The organism is Sporosarcina sp. Y1004, from assembly GCF_057669665.1.
In genome coordinates this window covers 38,202-59,629 of the sequence record NZ_JBYHFQ010000024.1, presented here as the reverse complement: position 1 = coordinate 59,629, position 21,428 = coordinate 38,202, and the positions used below count along the sequence as shown (strand labels likewise).

The 21,428-nt window shown below is 37.8% G+C and carries 19 protein-coding genes; 7 read left to right on the top strand and 12 right to left on the bottom strand.

The genetic code is table 11. The features are described 5' to 3' along the window. Window positions 1-20 precede the first annotated feature (20 nt). From AC25Y6_RS15040 to AC25Y6_RS15030, 3 genes are all read right to left on the bottom strand, one after another. Window positions 21-416 (bottom strand): VOC family protein, encoded by a 396-nt coding sequence (locus tag AC25Y6_RS15040; protein ID WP_488143594.1) that lies wholly within the window; start codon window positions 414-416, stop codon window positions 21-23. Between the two features lie 634 nt (window positions 417-1,050). After that, a complete protein-coding gene (locus AC25Y6_RS15035; RefSeq protein WP_488143593.1) occupies window positions 1,051-2,535 on the bottom strand; it encodes an aldehyde dehydrogenase in 1,485 nt (494 codons plus the stop codon). A gap of 597 nt (window positions 2,536-3,132) precedes the next feature. After that, window positions 3,133-4,026, bottom strand: a complete 894-nt coding sequence (locus AC25Y6_RS15030; protein WP_488143592.1) for an NERD domain-containing protein — start codon at window positions 4,024-4,026, stop codon at window positions 3,133-3,135. Window positions 4,027-4,207: 181 nt separating this feature from the next. Here AC25Y6_RS15030 and AC25Y6_RS15025 point away from each other — a divergent pair, with 181 nt between their 5' ends. Beyond that, window positions 4,208-4,405: a hypothetical protein gene (locus tag AC25Y6_RS15025; protein ID WP_488143591.1), complete on the top strand. Its 198-nt coding sequence runs from the start codon at window positions 4,208-4,210 to the stop codon at window positions 4,403-4,405. 121 nt (window positions 4,406-4,526) lie between these two features. After that, window positions 4,527-4,745 carry a DUF2922 domain-containing protein gene (locus AC25Y6_RS15020; RefSeq protein WP_488143590.1) on the top strand — a complete coding sequence of 73 codons (219 nt, stop codon included), beginning with the start codon at window positions 4,527-4,529 and terminating at the stop codon, window positions 4,743-4,745. Between the two features lie 240 nt (window positions 4,746-4,985). Here AC25Y6_RS15020 and AC25Y6_RS15015 read toward each other — a convergent pair whose 3' ends face one another. The 6 genes from AC25Y6_RS15015 to AC25Y6_RS14990 form a co-directional block, all read right to left on the bottom strand. Beyond that, window positions 4,986-6,632, bottom strand: coding sequence for a DUF2075 domain-containing protein (locus tag AC25Y6_RS15015; protein WP_488143589.1), 1,647 nt, complete (start codon window positions 6,630-6,632; stop codon window positions 4,986-4,988). Between the two features lie 844 nt (window positions 6,633-7,476). Further along, complete coding sequence (locus AC25Y6_RS15010) at window positions 7,477-7,665, bottom strand: hypothetical protein (RefSeq protein ID WP_488143588.1); 189 nt, start codon at window positions 7,663-7,665, stop codon at window positions 7,477-7,479. Then, window positions 7,662-7,832: a hypothetical protein gene (locus tag AC25Y6_RS15005; protein WP_488143587.1), complete on the bottom strand. Its 171-nt coding sequence runs from the start codon at window positions 7,830-7,832 to the stop codon at window positions 7,662-7,664. Before AC25Y6_RS15005 ends, AC25Y6_RS15010 begins: the two co-directional genes overlap by 4 nt. Window positions 7,833-8,838: 1,006 nt before the next feature. Next, entirely contained in the window at window positions 8,839-9,630 is a 792-nt protein-coding gene (locus AC25Y6_RS15000) for a putative hydro-lyase (RefSeq protein WP_488143586.1), read from the bottom strand. 26 nt (window positions 9,631-9,656) lie between these two features. Continuing rightward, a complete protein-coding gene (locus tag AC25Y6_RS14995) occupies window positions 9,657-10,874 on the bottom strand; it encodes an NRAMP family divalent metal transporter (RefSeq protein ID WP_488143585.1) in 1,218 nt (405 codons plus the stop codon). Beyond that, window positions 10,875-11,651, bottom strand: coding sequence for a LamB/YcsF family protein (locus AC25Y6_RS14990; protein ID WP_488143584.1), 777 nt, complete (start codon window positions 11,649-11,651; stop codon window positions 10,875-10,877). It abuts the gene before it with no gap. Between the two features lie 281 nt (window positions 11,652-11,932). Here AC25Y6_RS14990 and pxpB point away from each other — a divergent pair, with 281 nt between their 5' ends. Together pxpB and AC25Y6_RS14980 are read left to right on the top strand one after the other, a co-directional pair. Then, a complete protein-coding gene (gene pxpB / locus AC25Y6_RS14985) occupies window positions 11,933-12,667 on the top strand; it encodes a 5-oxoprolinase subunit PxpB (RefSeq protein WP_488143583.1) in 735 nt (244 codons plus the stop codon). Then, entirely contained in the window at window positions 12,664-13,656 is a 993-nt protein-coding gene (locus tag AC25Y6_RS14980; protein ID WP_488143582.1) for a 5-oxoprolinase subunit C family protein, read from the top strand. The genes pxpB and AC25Y6_RS14980 overlap by 4 nt, the downstream gene beginning before the upstream one ends. Window positions 13,657-13,744: 88 nt before the next feature. On the opposite strand, the gene AC25Y6_RS14975 is transcribed toward AC25Y6_RS14980, so the two are convergent. Further along, window positions 13,745-14,503, bottom strand: coding sequence for an IclR family transcriptional regulator (locus AC25Y6_RS14975; protein ID WP_488143603.1), 759 nt, complete (start codon window positions 14,501-14,503; stop codon window positions 13,745-13,747). 1,560 nt (window positions 14,504-16,063) lie between these two features. Between AC25Y6_RS14975 and AC25Y6_RS14970 the strand changes: the two genes are divergently transcribed. Next, a complete protein-coding gene (locus AC25Y6_RS14970; RefSeq protein ID WP_488143602.1) occupies window positions 16,064-16,705 on the top strand; it encodes an SDR family oxidoreductase in 642 nt (213 codons plus the stop codon). A 141-nt stretch (window positions 16,706-16,846) separates the two neighbouring features. Here AC25Y6_RS14970 and AC25Y6_RS14965 read toward each other — a convergent pair whose 3' ends face one another. Continuing rightward, window positions 16,847-17,554, bottom strand: a complete 708-nt coding sequence (locus AC25Y6_RS14965) for a DUF421 domain-containing protein (protein ID WP_488143581.1) — start codon at window positions 17,552-17,554, stop codon at window positions 16,847-16,849. Window positions 17,555-17,679: 125 nt separating this feature from the next. Here AC25Y6_RS14965 and AC25Y6_RS14960 point away from each other — a divergent pair, with 125 nt between their 5' ends. Further along, window positions 17,680-17,913 (top strand): hypothetical protein, encoded by a 234-nt coding sequence (locus tag AC25Y6_RS14960; RefSeq protein WP_488143580.1) that lies wholly within the window; start codon window positions 17,680-17,682, stop codon window positions 17,911-17,913. Window positions 17,914-18,742: 829 nt separating this feature from the next. Here AC25Y6_RS14960 and AC25Y6_RS14955 read toward each other — a convergent pair. Continuing rightward, the gene (locus AC25Y6_RS14955) at window positions 18,743-18,991 is read right to left on the bottom strand and encodes a hypothetical protein (RefSeq protein WP_482100576.1); all 249 of its coding nucleotides are present in this window, start codon (window positions 18,989-18,991) and stop codon (window positions 18,743-18,745) included. Between the two features lie 1,263 nt (window positions 18,992-20,254). On the opposite strand from AC25Y6_RS14955, the gene AC25Y6_RS14950 reads away from it, so the two are divergent. Beyond that, entirely contained in the window at window positions 20,255-21,400 is a 1,146-nt protein-coding gene (locus tag AC25Y6_RS14950) for a YsnF/AvaK domain-containing protein (protein WP_488143579.1), read from the top strand. The last annotated feature ends 28 nt before the right edge of the window (window positions 21,401-21,428 follow it).

Sequence of the window (21,428 nt, the reverse complement as noted above, 5' to 3'; positions counted from 1 at the left end):
CAAAACTTCATATAAGAATTTTACTTTGCATGCTCGTCTGGTTGATGAATACCAAAGAGATTTCCTTCAGTATCAGTATAGTAGCCTTGCCAAGCCATTCCAGGCAGTGCGTATTTCGGCATCGCTACCTGACCGCCACTTTCAAGAATTTTAGCTTCAGAAACATCGTAATTCTCTACCCCCATTGTACAAGCAAAACCATTTAAAGCTTGATTGGCTTCCGGAGGAGTACTTCGGCGTTGCATTAAAGCACCATTAATTCCAAGCTCGTCCGCACCGCCTGTCACTGCTCCGAAGTAAGGCATTCCTGCATACTCACTCCAATCCTCAAATGACCAACCAAACACATCTCCATAAAACTTCTTTGCTCGCTCCATGTCACTAACATGAATTTCAAAATGAACTATTCTCCCCATAAATTTCCCTCCAGTTTTTAAAATATAAATCCCAATAGTTCGAGTATTGAAAACTATTGACTCCGCATTAATTATCATACCACCTTGACTAAAAATTTCATATTATTTAGCGAACAGACGTTGCCTTATTATTAATCATGCGCTTTGTTGACTCTTACCCATTCACTGTTCAGCTAACCTCATTTCAAAAAAATATCCCCCTCAGTCTTAGCCAAAGGGGGATTCCACTATCATGCTGAATTTTTTCTACACCTTCACTAACTTCATTTCCATAATACTTGTCAATAAACGCGCCAAACACAGATGCCAATATTTGATTGTGTTGTGCCTGTGCACGAAACTTTCATGTTTGTTTCATGGAGAAAAAATCGGAATTGTGTTTAAATTGTGTGGTGCACAGGCAGCCATCACATGCTTGAACATCACCGCATCGCACTAAAAACCAGCTCTCTGAAAATCCAAAAAGCGCCAACCCCTATAACCGGAGTTGACGCTTCTTATTTTAGAATTGGTGGATTACATCATGCCGTCGATTCCAACGCCGAGAAATTAGGCTTTTATGGCATCATGATTTATAGGTATTTACTACCCTCTTTTTATTTCAATTAATGCGAATGAAAACCTTGTATTACTCTTATAACTTCACACAAATATTCGTTAATTCTGTATAGAATTCCCAACTGTGACTACCGCCGACACGTCCTACTCCACTATCTTTCGTACCGCCAAATGGAGTTCTTAGGTCACGTACGAACCAGCAGTTGATATAAGATAATCCTGATTCGATTGATTGTGCTACACGGTGTGCACGACGGATATCATTCGTCCAGATTGTGTTACTTAAGCCCACCCGCGTATCGTTTGCTGCGGCAATCACTTCTTCTTCTGTGTCAAACGGAATAATTGTAACGACTGGCCCAAAGATTTCTTCGCGAACGCAACGGGATGTGTCATCTAAACCAGTAATAATCGTTGGTTCTATGAAATATCCTTTATCCAATCCTTCTGGGCGTTTACCGCCAGTTACAAAAGTACCGCCCTCATCTTCAGCAATTTTCAAGTAGCTCATCACTTTATCATAGTGTACTTTGGCAACTAATGCGCCTTGATCATTGTCCATATCAAAAGGATCGCCAACTTTTAATTCTCTTGTTTTCGCCGCAAATCTTTCTACGAATTCATCATGAATTGAACGTTCTACATAAATTCTTGAACCGCAGACACAAACTTCCCCTTGGTTTGTGAAACTTGATCGAATCGTTGTTTCAACGACTTCATCAATATCTACATCTGCGAAAATAATGTTAGGGTTTTTACCACCTAATTCGAAAGAAAGCTTTTTCAATGTAGGAGCGGCTTCCTCCATAATTTTAGAGCCCGTGCTCACCTGTCCGATAAAGCCGATTCCAGCAATGTCAGGGTGTTTGTTGATTGCACTTCCAGCACCAGGTCCAAAGCCGTGAACCATGTTAACTACTCCATCTGGAACACCAGCTTCTTTAAGGATTTCCATTAATAATGTTGCAGTCATCGGCGTTAATTCAGATGGCTTTATAACTACTGTACAGCCGGCTGCTAAAGCTGGGGCTAATTTCCAAGTTAATAAGAATAATGGAAGATTCCACGGCTGGATTAATCCAACGACTCCAATTGGACGACGATATCCGTAGTTAATCGCATTATGCGTATCATCTTGGTATGCTTCTGTTCCTACAGACGTCACGTAATCCGCATAGAATTGGAAGTTTGCTGCTGCACGAGGGGCATCAACATGACGTGAAAATTTAAGGTGTTTACCTGTATCCAATGATTCTAATTGGGCGATTTCTTCTTGTCTTGCTTCAAGAATATCTCCAACTTTACGGAGAATATTTGAACGTTCCTTTGTACTCATTTTTCCCCATGGTCCTTCTTCAAAAGCACGTTTAGCAGCCTTAACAGCTAAATCAATATCTTCCTTGCTTCCTTCTGCGATGGTACCATAAACTTTTTCAGTTACTGGGTTCACATTATTGAAAGTTTTTTTATTATTAGATTCTACAAATTGACCGTCAATATAATGTAAGCAATCAAAAGGTTTAACAATTTTCCCAACGATTTTTTCTGCCTGTACGACCATTATTAAATTCCTCCCTATAATTAAGAATATTCATATTATCCACAATCTTATGGTATCAATCAATTGTTTCATATGCAAACCCTTAGTTCCTCTATGTGGAACACACTGAAAAAACGCTTAATAATCTTTTTATAGATACATACACTTCGCCCGATTTTTTTGGGGGCGCCTTTAAGTATCTAGGGTCCTCATTGACAATAACGGAAATGCAGTTTATATAGAAAGACACGAGCGTTGCATTAATAAATGCACAAGATTAAAAACACACATAATCTTCAAAAACTAAATGAAAACAAAACAAAAAGTCCTTTATAATGGTTTGTACAGGTAGTTCCTGTACAAATCCAATAAAAAGGACTCACGCATGGACAAGAATACACTAAAAACTTAAAAAGAGGTACCTGTGCAAAAAAACAACCAACAATTCACCCAATTGTATAAAAAGCCAATATAGATTATTAAATCAACTATCTATCTAATCTCCGATTCATAAATATGTAATCGGAATGAATTGTCGGAATATTTTAGCGCACAGGTACTTAAAATTAGTTATAATCTATCTAGACTTGGTATCTTATAAAACCAAACACTCCACCGCTACTGATCCACATTTACACTCTCCGTATTCCGACAATCAGGATAATTACTGCAACCGTAAAACTTTCCGTATCTACCTGTCTTCAAGGTCAACTGCCCATTACACTTCGGACAAGCAGTATATAATGGCGAGGCATCATGCTTGGATATCTTTTTCGTACGGCTCGTATGTGAACGTTCCGTCTGTTTGGCATTTTTCGCTTTTCGAATCGATTGCATGTGCTCAGCCTTAAGAAGTTTCCTTTCTTTTTTATCTAGAGCCAAAAGTTCCGCGAGCTTTTCATTGATCCCCTTCACGGTATCCTCACTAATGTGCTGCTCCTTGTACTGACTGATTGTTTTTAGAAGATCAGGGAACTGAATGACATGTGCTGAGGTGAAACCCTTATTGAATTTAAAAGTAGAGTTAGATGAAAATGCGATGATGGAGCTGACACCCTGCATTCCTTGTTGTCCTATGTAGGTAAGAAAAGCTTGAACATGGCCGTAATTTTGCCGGATTGGATTGTACATTTTTGTTTTCCGTTTATATATAACTTGTGTCCAATATGGTTTAAACTCATCACCAAAAATCCAACCGCTGTAATGTTTCGTTTCGATGACAAACACGCCATAAACGGAGGTCACAATATGATCTACTTGCGTCAGCCCCCGCTCACCATTCGGAATATAAACATCATGGAAGACAGTGTATGCATCCCCTAATTTCCGAAGCTTCGTCTGTACAACCCACTCCCCATACTTCCCTTTGATAACCGGCATTTTCCACTGCAGGATGATCCACAAAATCACGAATAGGACGACAACGAGAAACGCACTTGACGTCATAACCATCTTGATTGTAGCCAAAATCCCCTCATAAAATCCCGATATCATACTATTGTCTGCATTCATAATATCCCCCCAAGTTCATCACTCAGTTGTCGCACCCACGTCAATGTGTCTAATCTTCCAACTATTACAATAATGCCATATAACATGAAAATAGTCCCATAAAAATAGGTACCTATGACAACCATAGGAATACCCAAACCGAATCGCTTCGTCCAGTTTCAGGATACTTTCTTCAGCATCCATGCCCTTTGGAATATGGGACGATACAGTCATTAAATTGTCCATCACCCAGACGTCGCTCCCCTATAATGGTCAAGGTAAAGGTGCGCTTGCTTTTTTTGATGATAAAAAAGTTTCTTCTCTATCTATTTTCAGTGCGCCCGAAGATACAATTTCGGGCGCTCCCCCCACTTTTATGGTTTGCCCATGTGCAATTTAAACAAAGATACATCTTTGAATATGTGATACTATCGGTCTTTTTTTGACGAATATTAATTATTTTTAAAAAAGTTTGATTAACTAATTCAACAATTAACTAATCGGGAAAGGAGGAATAAAAAATGGCTAAAACACTACAGTTGAATTTCAACACAGCAAGCGGAAAAAGGGTGAGTTTGTCAGTAGATGAACCCCGCGCAGATTTGACGCCGCAAAGCATTGAGGCGGCGATGCAGGAGATCATTGCTGCGAATGTATTCCAAATTAACGGCGCTGGACTCGCACCAATTGTTAGCGCTTGGGTTATCGAGCGAAATGTAGCAGAACTTGTAAACGGCTAAAAAGCCACAACGACCGGTTTACTAGTTTTCGGACTGGGGACCGGTTTTTTAATTTTGTGGTGCATAGGCAGCCAACACTAACACTAAGTAGTTTTAGATGGCTCTTGTGTTTTTGATGTTCTAACTAATGTCGTAATCGTGTTTAGGAATAGGCAATATTATGATGATTGACACTGATTTCCCCCTGGACATTCCCTTCAGAAACCAGCTATGACATAAGACACAGCTTTCGTCGGGTATCTAACCATTTAACATACTTTGATATTCTAAAAGCTTGGATCTTAATGCAGCATCACTTGCAAACAAATATAAACCTTTTATCCCACGTTTCATCAGTACATTTAATGAGTTTAAAATAATACGTTCCTTTGCATTCTCTACATTATCTACTCCCTCTGTTCCAACGAACGCTCCAACATCTTTATAAGCTTCTGTTTTAATAACTAATTCATCATTTTTTTCGTCGTATTTAACTGATGGCCCTATTATTACACCGACATACTTTAAATCGAAACCTTGTATTGTATATATCGATCCAGCTTCTTCAACTGTAGATGTATTCTCTGCCCATGTATATTTACTGTTAGTAATATTCCAGGGTATGTGATATTCACCACTATCTTCTTTAATATAATGAATCTCACCATCTTTTTTATGAGGATAATCGAAGGTTGAAACCACTCTACTTAAACCGTGCAACTTATTTTTTTCTTTAATTTTTTCATGCATCTCTTTAGCAGTTTCAAATATCTTAATTTCATATTTTTCATCTCGAGGTAGTGGCATTAATCTTTTTTCCTTGAAATGATTAATCCAATCAATCACTTGATCATTAGCCTGCATGCGAAATTGATTTGTCAGTTCGTAGTACTCTACATTCGAACTGGATTTCATTAAATTATCAAGTGTGACTTCTTCCCATAAACTTTTTAGTTTTAATACCTGATCTTCGTCATAAACTATTACAACTACTTTGGCGAGCTTTAATAGTTCTTCTAACTGATTCCGACCATAAAAGTTATTATAAGCATCTTGTCGAGTCAATAATAAATGTGCTTCGTCTACTAGTATGACATCCGCTTTCTTGTTTATTTTTTTCAATCTATTTATAAGTGGTGTCGGTTTTTCGAAGTTTTTTGCTTTCAAATATTTTAGTTGTGATGCAATTCCCTTATATGTCTTCAACATCTCTTCATGATTAACTACTAAATAATTTTCTGTTTTATATAGCAAGGAAGCTCTTTCACTAGCATATTCTTGTAAAGTATTGAAGATGGAACTTAGTACAACACTTTTCCCTACTCCTGCTTCGCCCCGCACAACAAAGAGGTTCCCTTGATTTTCAGATGTTTTGCTAAAACAATTTTCACAGAAATTTAAGACCTTTTCTTTCAATTCTAGTTGTTCTAAAGACAGCTCTTTAAAGGGTGATAACTTGAAGATATCTTTATTTTCAATAACATGCTGCTTATGTTTTACAATTCCTTTTTTATAAAGCGCTTCCCATATATCTTCAAAAATAGATTGATCAAAATACATTTTATTATGATAGTTATGGCTAAAATCATTCATGGTCTTACTTTTATTTTGTAGTTTGTATTTTTCATCACCAAGAAAATAGTTAATAAGCTTTGTTTCCAAATGAAAAGTGGCTGAACGATTAAATTTTTCATGTTTAATTAGATGCATTTGTTGTAATTTTTTTCTATCTGTTGCATTCAAATGGGCACGCATTCTTTTTTTAAAGTACACAGTTTCGCCAATATAAGCTTCCTTGGCATTGTTCAATAAATATATCACCGGATAGTTCAAGTAGTAGTCTTGATTATTGATACCTTTCAAACTATCTTCATGAAATGACCAGGAATCTATCTCTATCTCTGACATTTACCTCATCCTTTTTGTTATCTATACAGCAGTTTCTCCAACATTAATGAGCTATATCGCTTTCCCACTGTTTTAATTCAACAATGACGGCGTGATTCTGCTCACTATCGTTAACGGCAATAAAAAATTCCACACGCTTTTAGGTATTCGGTATATTGAACACGATTGCTTCTGATACATCATTTTGAATGACTCCTACAAATTCCCCTTTTGTAAACTCATAGATGATCATTCACTCAATAGCCCGGTCTTGAATGGCGTACTCTCTGAATGTGTTCAACCTATATTTAAGCAACGTAGTGAATTTGATTCACATTTTAATATATTTATTATTGCAATAATACCATAGAACCAGGAGTCTAACAGGAAATTCATGTAAAAGAATTTCCATAATTTAATTTCAAACACCCAGTAGCCTAGCACGAATTAATTTTGTTCCTTTAAAGTGATATTATTACAGTATCTAAAAACAAAAAGGGAATGGGTTAGCGTGACAACGCGTTCTCTTTTGATTGCGTTAATTTATTATTTCCCGATTAATGTTCTTTGGAAATAGGAATTATTATCGCAGAATCTTCACCTAAATCCAGTTCTTTTATTGTTCTGACTCGTGCTTTTTGTCTACCCCTACATTGTTTTTTTAAGGTTTAATTCCTCCGGAGCCTTCTTCCACAGTTCCAATAAATAGAGTCGGTAAAGGCCGTAAAATTTCCATGCTGTCTGTGTTGATTGGTTTTCAAAGCGCATGATTTCAACCTATCCTACGGTAATTAGAGCAATGAAAAATTGGTTCCAGATCCCTTTAAGTGAGTCGATGAACAGATAATTTAGCTTGATATGCTGATTAAGCCACTAGGTCGGCCAGTTCCTTTGTATCCAACTTCGCAAGTCGACGACTCAACTGAGATCCACTGATTGAATCCAGTTCTAATAGGAAGGCACTTGATAAGATGAATGAACAGTTTTCCGTTCCCCACCGCCTAACAAAGTTCTTACAATGCCATCGCCTTTTTCCACCATCGCTTCCTGTCATTGCTTTAATTTCACAATAACTGCAGTTTTTCGGCCCTTTTTGTCATGGCCAGCGATTAGAAAATCAATCCATTTTTCAGTTGATGGCAACTTGTATTCAAGTAATATATGTGTGTTTGCTAATTCCAGATGTAGAGCAAAAAGTATTTTCTTTGCTAGATTTGCCATATATGATACAGTCTGGAGAAATGAATACGGAGTGTTTTTTCCCTTATGGTGAATATGACGATAAAGAAGCTACTATATTTAATGATGTAGACTATATAAAGAAAATCATAATGATATTTTCTTAAAACTGGGTCTCTCATTCTTTCATTCCTTTATATTAAGAAACTTTCTACTATCTAAAAAAACGAGAAATACAATACGTTCAAATAGTTTTCAAATTATTTAGCTTGAAGTGGTTTACTATACTCCACCACGGGTATACTTAGGTTACAAGGCGAAACTACCGAAGGATGAACCGAGTAGACGAGTAACCTACGGGGGAATCTGACGATGAACTGCACAGCCTTGGCGGAAAATTTGCTTTTCTGGCGATGTTTCACTTTTTAAGAACCGAGTGAGTGGGTTCCGAATTAATGTGTTGATCAAGCAGTAAGCGTAACGTTTTTTGTTTAAAGTGCAACTAGATACTGACTTCAATGAAGCGGATCGCGTACCAAACATCTTGCGACTGCATGGCCGAATGGCTAAATGAGTCAGCTCCATCAAACTGCACGGACGAGTTTTACGTATTAATCGTCAGCAAGAACAGTTTGAGCAAAAAAACTATCAAATTTTCCGAGTACCCCCCTTTTATTGGGGAATGGAAAAAGCATGATCCTCTCAATCTGAGGATCATGCTTTTTCTTTGATTTACCTAGGCTCCTTCATTTGCAGCCCTAGCTGTTTATTCAACTTCAAAATCCTATACTCGTAAGAATTGCAGTTATTGCACCTACTGCTGTTGCGTTCAATTCCAGCGCATCCTGCATCTTCTACTAACGCCGTATACTTTCGTAACAAGATGAGATGTATCATTTGGATTATCTCTATTTTTGATAACCTTATTATCACGGAAAAAGACATCTCGCTCAAATTAAAGAATTAAAAGAGATGCTTGCATAACCTATCGATAAATAAATGCCATACTTCGACACAGTCCAAAACCGTGGTGAAGTATGGCATTTTTTCACAAAACACTTAACTCATGGTCTTTTAGATCACTAATGAACATACAACCCGGTGCGTGCGTAATCATAATAGAAGGTTTACTTTCCATGGCGACAGCTTGTGGTGTGACACCGCAAGCCCAAAATACCGGAATTTCACCATCTTTAATCGTTACTGCATCTCCGAAATCAGGCTTTGAAATATCCCTAATGCCAATTTCACCTGGATTTCCAATATGGATGGGCGCCCCGTGGACATCGGGTAGATTAGTCGTAATTTGGATTGCTCGAATGGCTTCTTTAGGCGACATGGGACGCATACTAACGACAGTCGGTCCTTCAAAAATACCTGCTTTTTCACATGCGATATTCGTTTTAAACATTGGAACGTTACAATTCTCTTCGATATGCCGGATTGGAATACCATTTTCAAGCAGTGGTGTTTCAAATGTAAAACTACACCCCAATAAAAAACCAACCATATCATCTTCCCAGTATTCGGTTATATCTGTCACTTCCTCCGTAAAGACGCCATCTTTGTAAATGCGATACTTCGGAATATCTTTTCGAAGATCTGCCTCCTTCGCAATTTTACTTGGGTGGAAAGAGCCAGGTTCAGTAACGTCTAATAAAGGACAAGGCTTCGGATTTCGTTGACAAAATAGCAAGAAATCAAAAGCATGTTCTTTTTTTAAAATAACCAAATTCGCTTGTGTGAATCCTTTTGCCATTCCTGAGGTTGGGCCTGTAATTTCTTGTTTACGGATTAGCTTCCTGATTTCCTTTGGCGTTATCACATTATAATTTTCCATCTAGCGTATCTCCTTCAGCAGTTTATTCAAAATAGCAATGGAATTTGTTCAATAAGTGTGATAATCCCTAAAACACCCATGAGAACTACGACCACGGCTCCTCCAATTGTTAACCAGAGTGGATGCTTATAGTTACCCACGATGTCTTTCTTGTAAGCAGCTATTAATAGCGTTCCTAACGCAAGTGGTAAAATAAGCGCATTTAAGGCACCTACGAGTATGAGAACTGTTACAGGACGTCCGACCAACGTAAATGTAATCGTCGATATTAAAATAAACAGGATAATAATCCAGTTATGATACTTTTCAATTATTGGACTAAATGAACGAATGAAAGAAACAGATGTATAAGCGGCACCTACAACCGATGTTATGGCAGCAGCCCACATGATGACTCCAAACATTCTATATCCAAGCTCACCCGCAGCAAGTCTGAATACTGAGGCAGGTGGATTCTCTGGATCGATGGCAAGACCTTGGGAAACGACGCCAAGTACCGCTAAGAATAGTGCTATCCGCATGATACCTGTCACTGCAATACCCATCACAGAACTTTTGGTAACTTGGGGTAATGATTCAACGCCTTTTATACCAGCATCTAATAGCCGATGTCCACCAGCAAATGTAATATATCCACCGACAGTTCCACCAACAAGTGTCACAATGGCAAATATACTAATTTGTTCCGGATTAAATGTATTCACAATGGCTTCCCCAACTGGTGGAGAGGTACTAAATGCAACAAACACCATTAATAGCATCATCAAAACGCCGGCAATTTGCGCAACTTTGTCCATCGCTTTTCCAGCTTCTTTCACAACGAAAATAAAAATGGCAAATGCTGCACTAATGATTGCACCTGCAATCGGGTCAACTCCAAGCATTGCATTCAAGCCTAATCCTGCACCGGCGACGTTACCGATATTAAATGCAAGTCCACCCATTACAATGAATATTGCTAAAACGACACCAAGGCCAGGCAACACTTTATTCGCAATTTCTTGACCACGTAATCCAGAAACGGCAATAATTCTCCAAACATTCATTTGCGCGAAAACATCTAGGATAAGCGAAACTAGAATAACGAATCCAAAGCTCGCCGCCAATTGTTGCGTAAATACGGTCGTCTGTGTCAAAAATCCTGGACCAATTGAAGATGTAGCCATTAGGAATGCCGCACCTAACAATACACTTCTGGTCGCTTTGTTTTTATCTTTCACCAAACCTAACTTTTCCTTATCCATTTACCCTAAGACCCCCAAGTTAGAAATTGATGAAACAGTAATTTCATTACTGTTTAATGATTCCGTAATGTATTTTGCGAAATCAAGTGCATTCTCTCCATCTCCATGAATACAAATCGTATCTGCTTGCACCTTCACTTCAGTATTTTGCTGTGAGATGACTTTTCCTTCTGTCACCATTTTGACTACTTGTCTAGCAGATTGTTCTTGATCCGTTATTAATGCATCTGCTTGTGAACGCGAAGTTAACGATCCATCAGATTGATACGTACGATCTGCAAACACCTCATGCGCTGTGCGTAATTTAAGTTTCTCTCCCGCTTTGGTCAATTCGCTGTCAGCTAGTCCAAACAACACTAACTTAGGAGAAACATCATACACAGCTTGGGCAATCGCCACTGCCAGCTCACGGTCTCTTGATGCCATTTGGTATAAGGCTCCGTGTGGTTTTACGTGCTGCATCGTTTCATTATGTATTCTTAGGAACGCCTGAAGCGCCCCAATTTGATAGACAACCATATCGTAGCCCTCTTGTGGCGTAATCTTCATATCACGGCGACCAAATCCATTTAAATCGGGTAGTCCGGGATGTGCGCCAATTTTCACCCCATTTTCAATTGCAAGCTTGACTGTTTCCCTCATAACAGTTGGATCACCAGCGTGAAAACCACATGCAATATTTACTGACGTTATATACTTCAATATCTCTTGTTGATCACCAAGTTTGTAACGACCAAAACTTTCTCCTAAATCACAATTCACATCTACGTTTAACATACATCTTCCTCCCGATACTTTTTAGTTAACTACCTTTAAGTAAGCGTTTCCAAATGAAACTGTTCCGAATTAAGGAACTTAGGTTCTAAAGCGTAAACCAACTTTAACACAGATTTTTTTTTTTGAATACCTATATTTTGAATTGACGGAAATATTAGCATTTAAAAGATTTTATACTTGTTTTTTATATACTCCGACTTATAATGATATTATATCCGTTTTATAGAATACAAGTACCGAATATCGAAACTAGGGGAGCTGTTAATATTAACAAGCAGAAAATGGTAATTAACATAAAACCTTTAGGCGATTCAGCGTTAATTATTCAACTTGGTGAAGGCATCGATCCATCGATTCATGAAAGGGTAAAAAGCTTGTCAACATTATTAGATGAGCGCCCATTTGAAGGATTTATCGAGTCTGTACCTGCTTACAATAATTTAACGATTTATTACAATACGTACACCGTACATCTTTCACAGGTGAAGAACGCTACAATACATCAAGTAGTATTAACTCCTTTTGAAAAAGTAAGCACTTACATTAATGAATTAATCCAACACATTGGGGTTAAACAGTCTTTTGAACAAAGAACTGTAACCATACCTGTGTTATACGGTGGTGAATTTGGTCCTGACCTGGAATACGTTGCGAAGTACCATGGGCTATCGGTTGAGGAAGTTATTCGCATACATACGGAAAATGAATACTTGGTCTATATGATTGGCTTTGCTCCGGGGTTTCCTTTCATGGGCGGAATGAATGAGAAAATCGCTACGCCACGAAAGGATACACCCCGCTTAGCAATTGTTCCCGGATCGGTCGGAATTGCTGGTAAGCAAACCGGCGTTTATCCATTAGAAACTCCAGGAGGCTGGCAAATTATCGGACGCACGCCTCAAGTTTTATTTCTCCCCCTTACTTCTCCGCCGACATTTTTACAGTCTGGCGATAAAATCAGATTTTCGTCAATTTCTCTAGAAGAATATACAAGCTATGAGGAGCTGAAAAAATGACTGTGAAAGTACTAAAATCGGGGCTATTGACAACAATACAAGACTTGGGGAGATACGGCTCTCAAAAATATGGCGTAATTGTTAGCGGCGCGATGGATAGCTATTCTTTAAGAATCGCTAATTTACTTGTAGGTAATGAGGAAAGTGAAGGTGCCATAGAAATCACGTTATTCGGGACTTCCCTTCAATTCGAGAAAGACACGTTAATCGCTATTACAGGTGGAGATTTACTCGCTACGATTGATGGTCAAAATGCACCTTTGTGGCGCCCACTACTGATGAAAAAAGGAGAAGTATTGACATTCAAGTCTGCTGTTAAAGGAGCTAGGGCATACGTCTCTTTTGCTGGCGGCATTGCAATTCCGAAAGTAATGGGAAGCAAAAGTACATATCTCAGTGCAGGTATCGGTGGATTTCACGGAAGAGTTTTGCAGAAAAATGATTCATTCCAATGTGGAGAAATGAACGATATGAATCAATCTGTCATTCAGAAACTTAAAGCGATAAATGGCAACCTTACTTGGTCAGTCAATTATAATCTACTGATTAACCTCCATCAATCACAGGTAATCCGCGTTGTCAAAGGGACTGAATTTAGTCGATTTGATAGTAGGAGTCAAAAAACACTATTTGCTGATCCGTATATATTAACGACACAAGCCGATCGGATGGGCTCTCGATTAAAAGGTTCTCCGCTTTCATTAGAAAAAGAATTCGAATTACTGTCTGAAGGCGTCACATTCGGAACGATTCAAGTTCCTTCAAATGGTCAACCGATTATTTTAATGGCAGATCGGCAAACAACAGGCGGCTATCCAAAAATTGGACAAGTCATTTCAGTCGATTTATCAAGTTTGGCACAGCTACAGCCAGGTGCAGCAATACATTTTGTGGAATCCTCACTCGAAGAGGCAGTAATTGAATTATTTAAGAAAGAACAAATCATCAATGAAATCAAAAAAGCGATTCACTTTAAGGCAATGTACTAACGAAGGGAAATGGCAAATTGAAGACAATAGAAGGTATATAACGCAGAAAATCCTCCATTACCAGAAGTGGTAAACGGAGGATTCTTTTTCATCTTTTCGTATGGCCGATGTGGGTTGAAATTTCTTGGGCTGCTTTTTTTACTTTTCTTGCAAAGATAGCAACATTCTCGTTTTGATAATTGGCTTCAATCCCAGCAATACTGATCCCGGCAATGATTTCACCTTTATGATCAAAAATTGGTGCTGCAATCGCGGATGAATGATTCTCCAATTCAGAATGACTCATTGTATAACCATCCTTCCTTGCCTGCTTGATTGTTTCAAGTAAAAGTTCTCTGTTCGTTATTGTACCTGCTGCAAGAGGTTTTAGTTCAACTGATTTGATATATAAATCAATTTCTGAGTCCGGTAAGTAAGATAAAATAACCCGCGAGCAAGCGCCAGCATATAAAGGGCTACTTCTGCCAACTTCAGTATATAAGCGGACTTTTTGGTACGTATCGATTTTCTCAATATAAATCGCTTCATCGCCTCGTTTAACAATTAAATTAATTGCTTCTTTTACATCATTATGTAAGTCCTGCATAATCGGATAGGCTATTTTCCGAATATCGAGCCTACTAGAAACAAGATTACCAAATGTTAGAAAAAGGAGACCTAGTCTATATTTCAAGTCAATTCCCTTCTCTACAAACTCCATTTCTTCTAAAGACATAAGCATTCGGTAGACAGAAGTTTTTGGAATTCCTGATAAGTCAATAATCTCTTGGAATGATAATTCTGCATGGTCAATAAATAAATTTAATATATCCATCGATCGGACAACAGTTTTATTTTTATTACTCATTTTATCTGCTACTGTAAACATAGAAAAACCTAGAAGTTTTCCTACGCTAGACATTTTCCTGCCTCCATGTGCCTCACCATATCAACTACTAGCTATCACAACTGGTTTAACACTCCACAGGAATAAGTATGCTTTCATATATTTTAGATGTAAACTGGCTTTAGGCTCACAATCGATTTTAATATTGTAATCGCCACAAATAAAAACTCGATTTGACATTGACAATACGAAGTTTCAATCGAGTGCCGATCAACCGATTAAAACCCGATAAGGATGGCTTCTTAGTGTCTTATCCCATCACACCAATTTATATACTGAATATATAAATTACCACTATTTTCTAGTCTAACGTGCATCAATTTAAACAACCAACAGTTGTTTTGCCTGCTCTTAGTGCAGAATCCACCTCACTCTCAGTTTATATTTCATTCATAACTTCTGCATGATTTACTTTATTTTCGTTTTAACTTTTTCCACTTAATTATTAAATCGTATTTAGCATGGTTTCCAAAACAAAGTGATTACTATAAATTCTGATTTTTAACAGCCCAATTATGAGCCTAGAAATCGCTTTAATTTACATATACTTCTTTAGGGTTTCTACTATATAAGTGTAACACCTAAAATTGAAAAATCCATAACAGCTTCGTCTAATGTAGGTTACCAGAACAACATTACACTGAGATTCTATTATGAGATACAAAATAGTGAAACCTACCAGTGTGAAACAACGTAAACAAGACACATACCTGAATAAATGATTTGGTTTTATCGAATCGCTGAGCAAGAGAAATCCCTTTAGAATATGAGATTTACTATACTAGCAAATAATTTTCAAATTATTTATTTTAAAATGGTTTACCCTACTCCACCACGGGTATAGTTAGATTACAAGGCAGAACTACCGAAGGATGAACCGAGTAGACGAGTAACCTACGGGTGAATCTGACGATGAACTGCACAGCCTTGGCGGAAAATTTGCTTTGCTGGCGATGTTTCACTTTTTAAGAACCGTGTGAGTGGGTTCCGATTTAATGTGTTGATCAAGCAGTAAGCGTAACGTTTTTTGTTTAAAGTGCAACTAGATACTGACATCAATGAAGCGGATCGCGTACCAAACATCTTGCGACTGCATGGCCGAATGGCTAAATGAGTCAGCTCCATCAAACTGCACGGACGAGATTTACGTATTAATCGTCAGCAAGAACAGTTTGTGCAATTGAAAAACTACCAAATTTTCCGAGTACCCCCCTTTTTATTGGGGAATCGAAAAAGCATGGTCCTCTTAATCTGAGGATCATGCTTTTTCTTTGATTTATCTAACTTCCTTCATTTGTAGACCTAAAGGGGTTTCCACTTTCCTGTCGTCGTATTGATATAAAAGACGAGCCAATGTTATTCTTGATTGGTACCCAACAAGGGATTCTATTGATACAATCAAGCCATGTGCTGAATAACTTAAAAAAACGGAAAGTTCAATTAAGGAATGATGAAATTCAAACAATTGATCCTATCTTCCGCGAATCATTACTCAGCACAATAGAGAGGGAGTTGTTCATTGTGAAAGTTTTTGTTGTTGGAGCAAACGGACAAATTGGTCAACATCTTGTACATCTTTTAAAAGAAAGTCATGAACATACAGTAAGGGCTATGGTGCGTAAGGAAGAGCAAGCAAAGGCTTTTGAGACAATGGGTGTAGAAACAAGACTTGCGGATTTGGAAGGAAGCGTAGAGGATATTGTTGAAGCTGCGAGAGGCTGTGATGCCTTTGTCTTCACTGCGGGATCCGGTGGACATACTGGAGCAGATAAGACAATCTTAATCGATTTGGATGGCGCGGCTAAATCGATAGAAGCTGCTACAATACTTGGCGTCAAACGATTTATTATGGTGAGTGCAATTCATGCTAACAAAAGAGAAAACTGGAGCAGCTTACATTATTATATGGTTGCCAAACATCACGCAGATAACATCCTTGAACAAAGCGGCTTAACGTATACGATTATTCGTCCTGGAGGTCTTCTAAATGAACCAGGTACCGGAAAAGTTTCAATTGCCGAAGACTTACCTACTGCATCAGTTCCACGTGAAGACGTAGCCAAGACGATTCTAGCAACGTTAACGAAGGAAAACACTTTTAATCGTTCATTTGATCTTGTGTCTGGTGAGGATCAGATTACGGAAGCAGTAAATAGGGTTTAATTAAATTAAAAAATTTTAGTTTATAACAAGGTGTTCTACAGTCTTCGGATATGAACCTGCAAATAAGAACTCGTTAACCAGTAAGTATCTCCATTATTCAAAGCGCCATAAAACAGTTTCGACTGATTTATGGCGCTTTTATCATTTATTTTCGGCTCTGCTATCCACATATAAACTTCCATCAGCTTGAATTTCTGCATAATAGACTTGCTCGATATGTCCGATACCCTGTTTTTTCAACTGCTCGTACAACCACTCTTCTGTTAAACTCATTTCTTTTAAATTCTTTTTGACGACTTTATACTCAGATATGATTTCCGTTGGAATATATTTCGGTTGGGGTGCAGGTGCGTTCACATCTTTTTTCGTAGCAGGTTCCTGCCCCGCTTTTTTCAAAACACTTAAGTTCCCATTCGTTTCCAAAATGGCATAATCGACGTCTTTAATTGAAAAAATCCCTTGTTCCCGTAGCATCATGTTCAAATCATTAAGACTGAGACGTGATTTTTTCATGGATTTTTCAATTAATTTCCCGCCATGCATGACAATTGTCGGCTCGTCGTCAAGAATGACACGCATTTTCTGTGATTTGAGTGTAATAAAACTCATGAGCAATGTCAGCAGCGCCCACCAAACCATCGCTAAGAGACCATCCAAAAAAGGGCCCCCTGATTTACTAGCAATTTCAGCAGCGATGGAACCGATTGTTATGCCTGTTACGTAATGGAAAAATGTCAATTGGGAAACCTGTTTTTTCCCCATAAGGCGCGCAAGTATGAGCAGGACAAAAAATGAGAGCGTTACCCTTATTATCATTTCCCAGAAATCCAATTCCCACATTTCGCCCATATCCTAAACACCTCCGTATCATGAGTGTTCCCTACATTCTTTAGTATATACGAAAAAAAAAGCCTCAAACGGGTAACTACATTCGAAGGATTGCGCCACTTTTTACTTCATAGTGAGAGGTACTTGTGCTTGACAAAGACAAACAATTCACAAACCCGAATAAACATACAAAAAAACCAGACATTATCCAATTTGTCTGTTCTTTATTCTATCATTATTCAATTGCATATAATATTCTGAGTATTTTCATGCACGGCGTACCTGAAATTATTTATAGAATTGTATTGTATTTACTGAATAGTTCCGCGCAAAGCTACTTAAAATTAACGATGGCAACTCCAAAGAAAACGACGCAATGACTTGTTTTCTTTCATTACGAATACCATGCCAACAACACTCCATTCTATTATTTTTCCGTCCAGAATTTACAGATAATTTCATATTACTCTACAATTATTGTAATACTGTTAATTTAATGTAAAAATACGTAAAGTGATCTAATATCACTCTTGAAGCACTTACTGAAGAAATGTAACTGAATACTAAATGGGGCATTAGATTTGAAGTTGTATAGCGATTTTGGAAATTAATTGAAATAGGGTTCGAAGATTTAATAGAACTGCATGAATATATTTCAAGTTTCCTATCCAGCCGGTCGGACTTGTTGTAGAAGATAAATATTTCAGAATGACTGGCCTCGACGTACACAGAGTGAAAATCCGGTTGCTGAAGACGATTGCGGAAGTTATCTCTACGCTGAAAATGGAAAGACAATATATCGTAATTTGAAGATTGGAATATTTTGAGGAACTAGCTGAAGTCGCAAAAGTACTGAATAGTGCCACGCACAGGCGCCTAAAATTAGTAGCATTGAAGCATTTAATGTAATGAATACAAAAAAGCCTTTGTTTTTCAGTCAGTTCATCCGACTCAACAATAGGCTCTTTTATCTCTTTATTCGGTTTCATCCTTTTCGAAATGGTTGCTTCCTTTTGTTTTTTGGCTGCATCTTTCTTAGATGGACCTCTTATCCAAGCTTCACATCATGCTTTTCAGCTAATGCAGCAAGTGTTATTTTTGTGGTTTCCCACTCTCTGTGAATCTCTTCCCAATTAGGCACATCACATCACCGTCCACCTCCATTATTTTTAGCCATAGAAAAAGCACCTCTGGATAAGGTGCTAAATTTTAATAATTCAATGTAGACTCAAACTCTTGAGCTTCCTCTTTATTTAAAGAGATTCCGATACTTACAACTTGGTCTTTTCTTATTTGATTTTTAACATAGTCTTTAGAAATAAAGTGATACCACATTTGACTGTGCTCATTAGTAATTTCGTCAATTATTTGTTTTTTACTTACTGCATTTTTAAAAAACAAGTAGTTTTGTCCGTTCTCCAACGATAAATGCACTTCATAAGATTTTATCTTTCTCACCTCCCCTCAGACTAACATTCGTCATAGAAGGTGAAAATCCTTTAAGTTTATTTATTTTAGGCATAGAAAAAGCACCCCTAAGGAAGCTTTCGTTCACTCTTTCCCGACATACTTTTCGAATTCTTCATCATCCAACTCTAGTATACCCTTTAATTCTAGCATTTTAATTTCATTAAATATCTCATCATCTCATCAGCTTCATATTTGAATTCTTCTTTTGTAGTGAGATCATTCTTAACCAACACTTCTATAATTGTCATATCAATAGCTTTTGATTTAAATTCCTTCATCGAGTTGAATTTCAATAGGCGATTTAGAAAGGTTACGTTTAGCGACTTCTGAATCGACGAGAGTGTCGGGATTCTTTTCTTTCCATCTAGTCAAACCTTTTGTGAAATTGCTATCCAAACGAGGTTGTAACACTTTCTTTCCTGCATCCGTATCTAGGAACCCTTCCCCCCCTCAACTGTAGGCGTTGAAAGTTCTTCGAGGTACTTTTTTACATCGGCGTTATCTTTATTGGCTAAGAGCCATGCTGTGATTTCTTCTAAATTAATTGATAATTCCTCCTTGTGCCCTTATAGTTCGCGTCCATAAGAGCACAATAAATAAGCTTCTTTTAGGTCTGTGCTCAAAGACCGGTTGCATAACGGAGCAACGAACCGAGATAGCGGATCACTTCCTCACTAAAATATAATCGCGTTTAACAATATATCCGTGAAGCAAAATGACCCACCTCCTTTACCGTAATTTCAACCACAGTAACAATATCATTATACCCGAGGCGAATAGGACTGCACCAAAATAACCACTCCTCTGATTCTATTTCCCCTTAGCCCATTCCTCATAACTCACATACGGAATCACACGACTAGGTGGCGTATACTGTTCAATCATATCCGCTAGTTTCTACTGATACTTGTCAGATTCAAAAAATACATTCTTGGAATTTCACTTACTAAATTATAAGTTAATAGATTTAACTCAATTTCTAAATTTCCGATTTCGATTTCAATTTCAATTTCCAATGCACGATAATTTTTTCCCTTTTTTACATACCCCGAGTCTTTTATGCAATAAAAAACCAACCATTTTTTCATTTCAAGTTTAGTTATAGAAATGAGCGTATTCTCCTCTAAGTATTGTAAATTATTACATTATTCATTTTTTAGTTGTTTCAAGTGAAGATCTCTCGGGTAGTTATATAATACATGTGAATGTTATTACTTTTCATATGTAGTATATTTTGGGAGGATGATAGATATGGAAAAAAGAATTGTTGGGAGCTTTAATTCAGATGAAGAAGTCTTGTATGCAATTGAAGGATTGAAACGTCAGGGGCATCGTGATACAGATATCATGGTGGTAGCAGAAAATAAAAGTGCCATTCCATTAGTCACTTCTCGCACTGGAGTCATGGTAGAGGCAGATCAACAAGTGAGTACTATAGCAGGTGTTATGATGAACAGCTATTTTTCCATGTTGTCAGCAGGAATGGGCCGCACACAGGCTAATTCCCTGTCCAGCAAGCTAATTGAAAGGGGCCTGCCAGAATATACAGCAAAACAGTGTGAAGAGGTAATAAATAAGGGGAAAATAATATTGCTGGTTGATACGAATACAACTTACGACAGTCCTGTCTATAAAACACAATATGAAACTGAAAACTCAACAGCTGTCCGACTCCATGAAGAACAGCTTGAAATTACAAAAGAGAATGTCCAAGTTGGAGAATTACAGCTCCGTAAAGAAGTAGTGGAAGAACAGAAAACCTTTCATGTTCCACTATTTCGAGAAGAAGTATATGTAGAGCGACGTCCTGTCATAGATGGAAAGTTAGATGGCAGCCCTTTTAGAGAGGATGAAATTATTCGCATCCCCATTATGGAAGAAAGAATAGAGGTAACGAAAAGAGCTGTAATTGTTGAAGAGGTAATTATAGGCAAGAGAAAAATTCAAGAAACAAAACAGGTACAGGATACCATTAGAAAAGAAGAAGCTCGGATTGAGCGTTCAGTCCCTACGGCAATCGCAGCAGGGAAACTAGTTTACCAAGACACAGTAGGGCACGTAGAAGATATTACAGTAAGCCCTAATATTTTGATCGTGGAAGGCAATCCCGATATTGAAAGCATAATGGCGGCGGAGGACAAAAAGGAAGAAACCCGCGAAAAACGCACAAGCTCCCTCGCTGTACCAGGAGAGAAAAACAAACCAGTATCAGCTGTCAGTAAAAAGGACGAGGTAAGCGGGACACTAACAGATTCTCCTGTTAGTAAGGAAAGTAAAAGTTCCGAACCAATTTCAGCAGCTACTGTAAAAAAGGAAGAAGCAATCCACAACAACGAAAATTCCTCAATCGATGAGGAAAATAAAAATAATAAAAATCAAATAAAAAAGAAAAAATAATAATTCTCAGTAATAGGTTTGGAAAGGT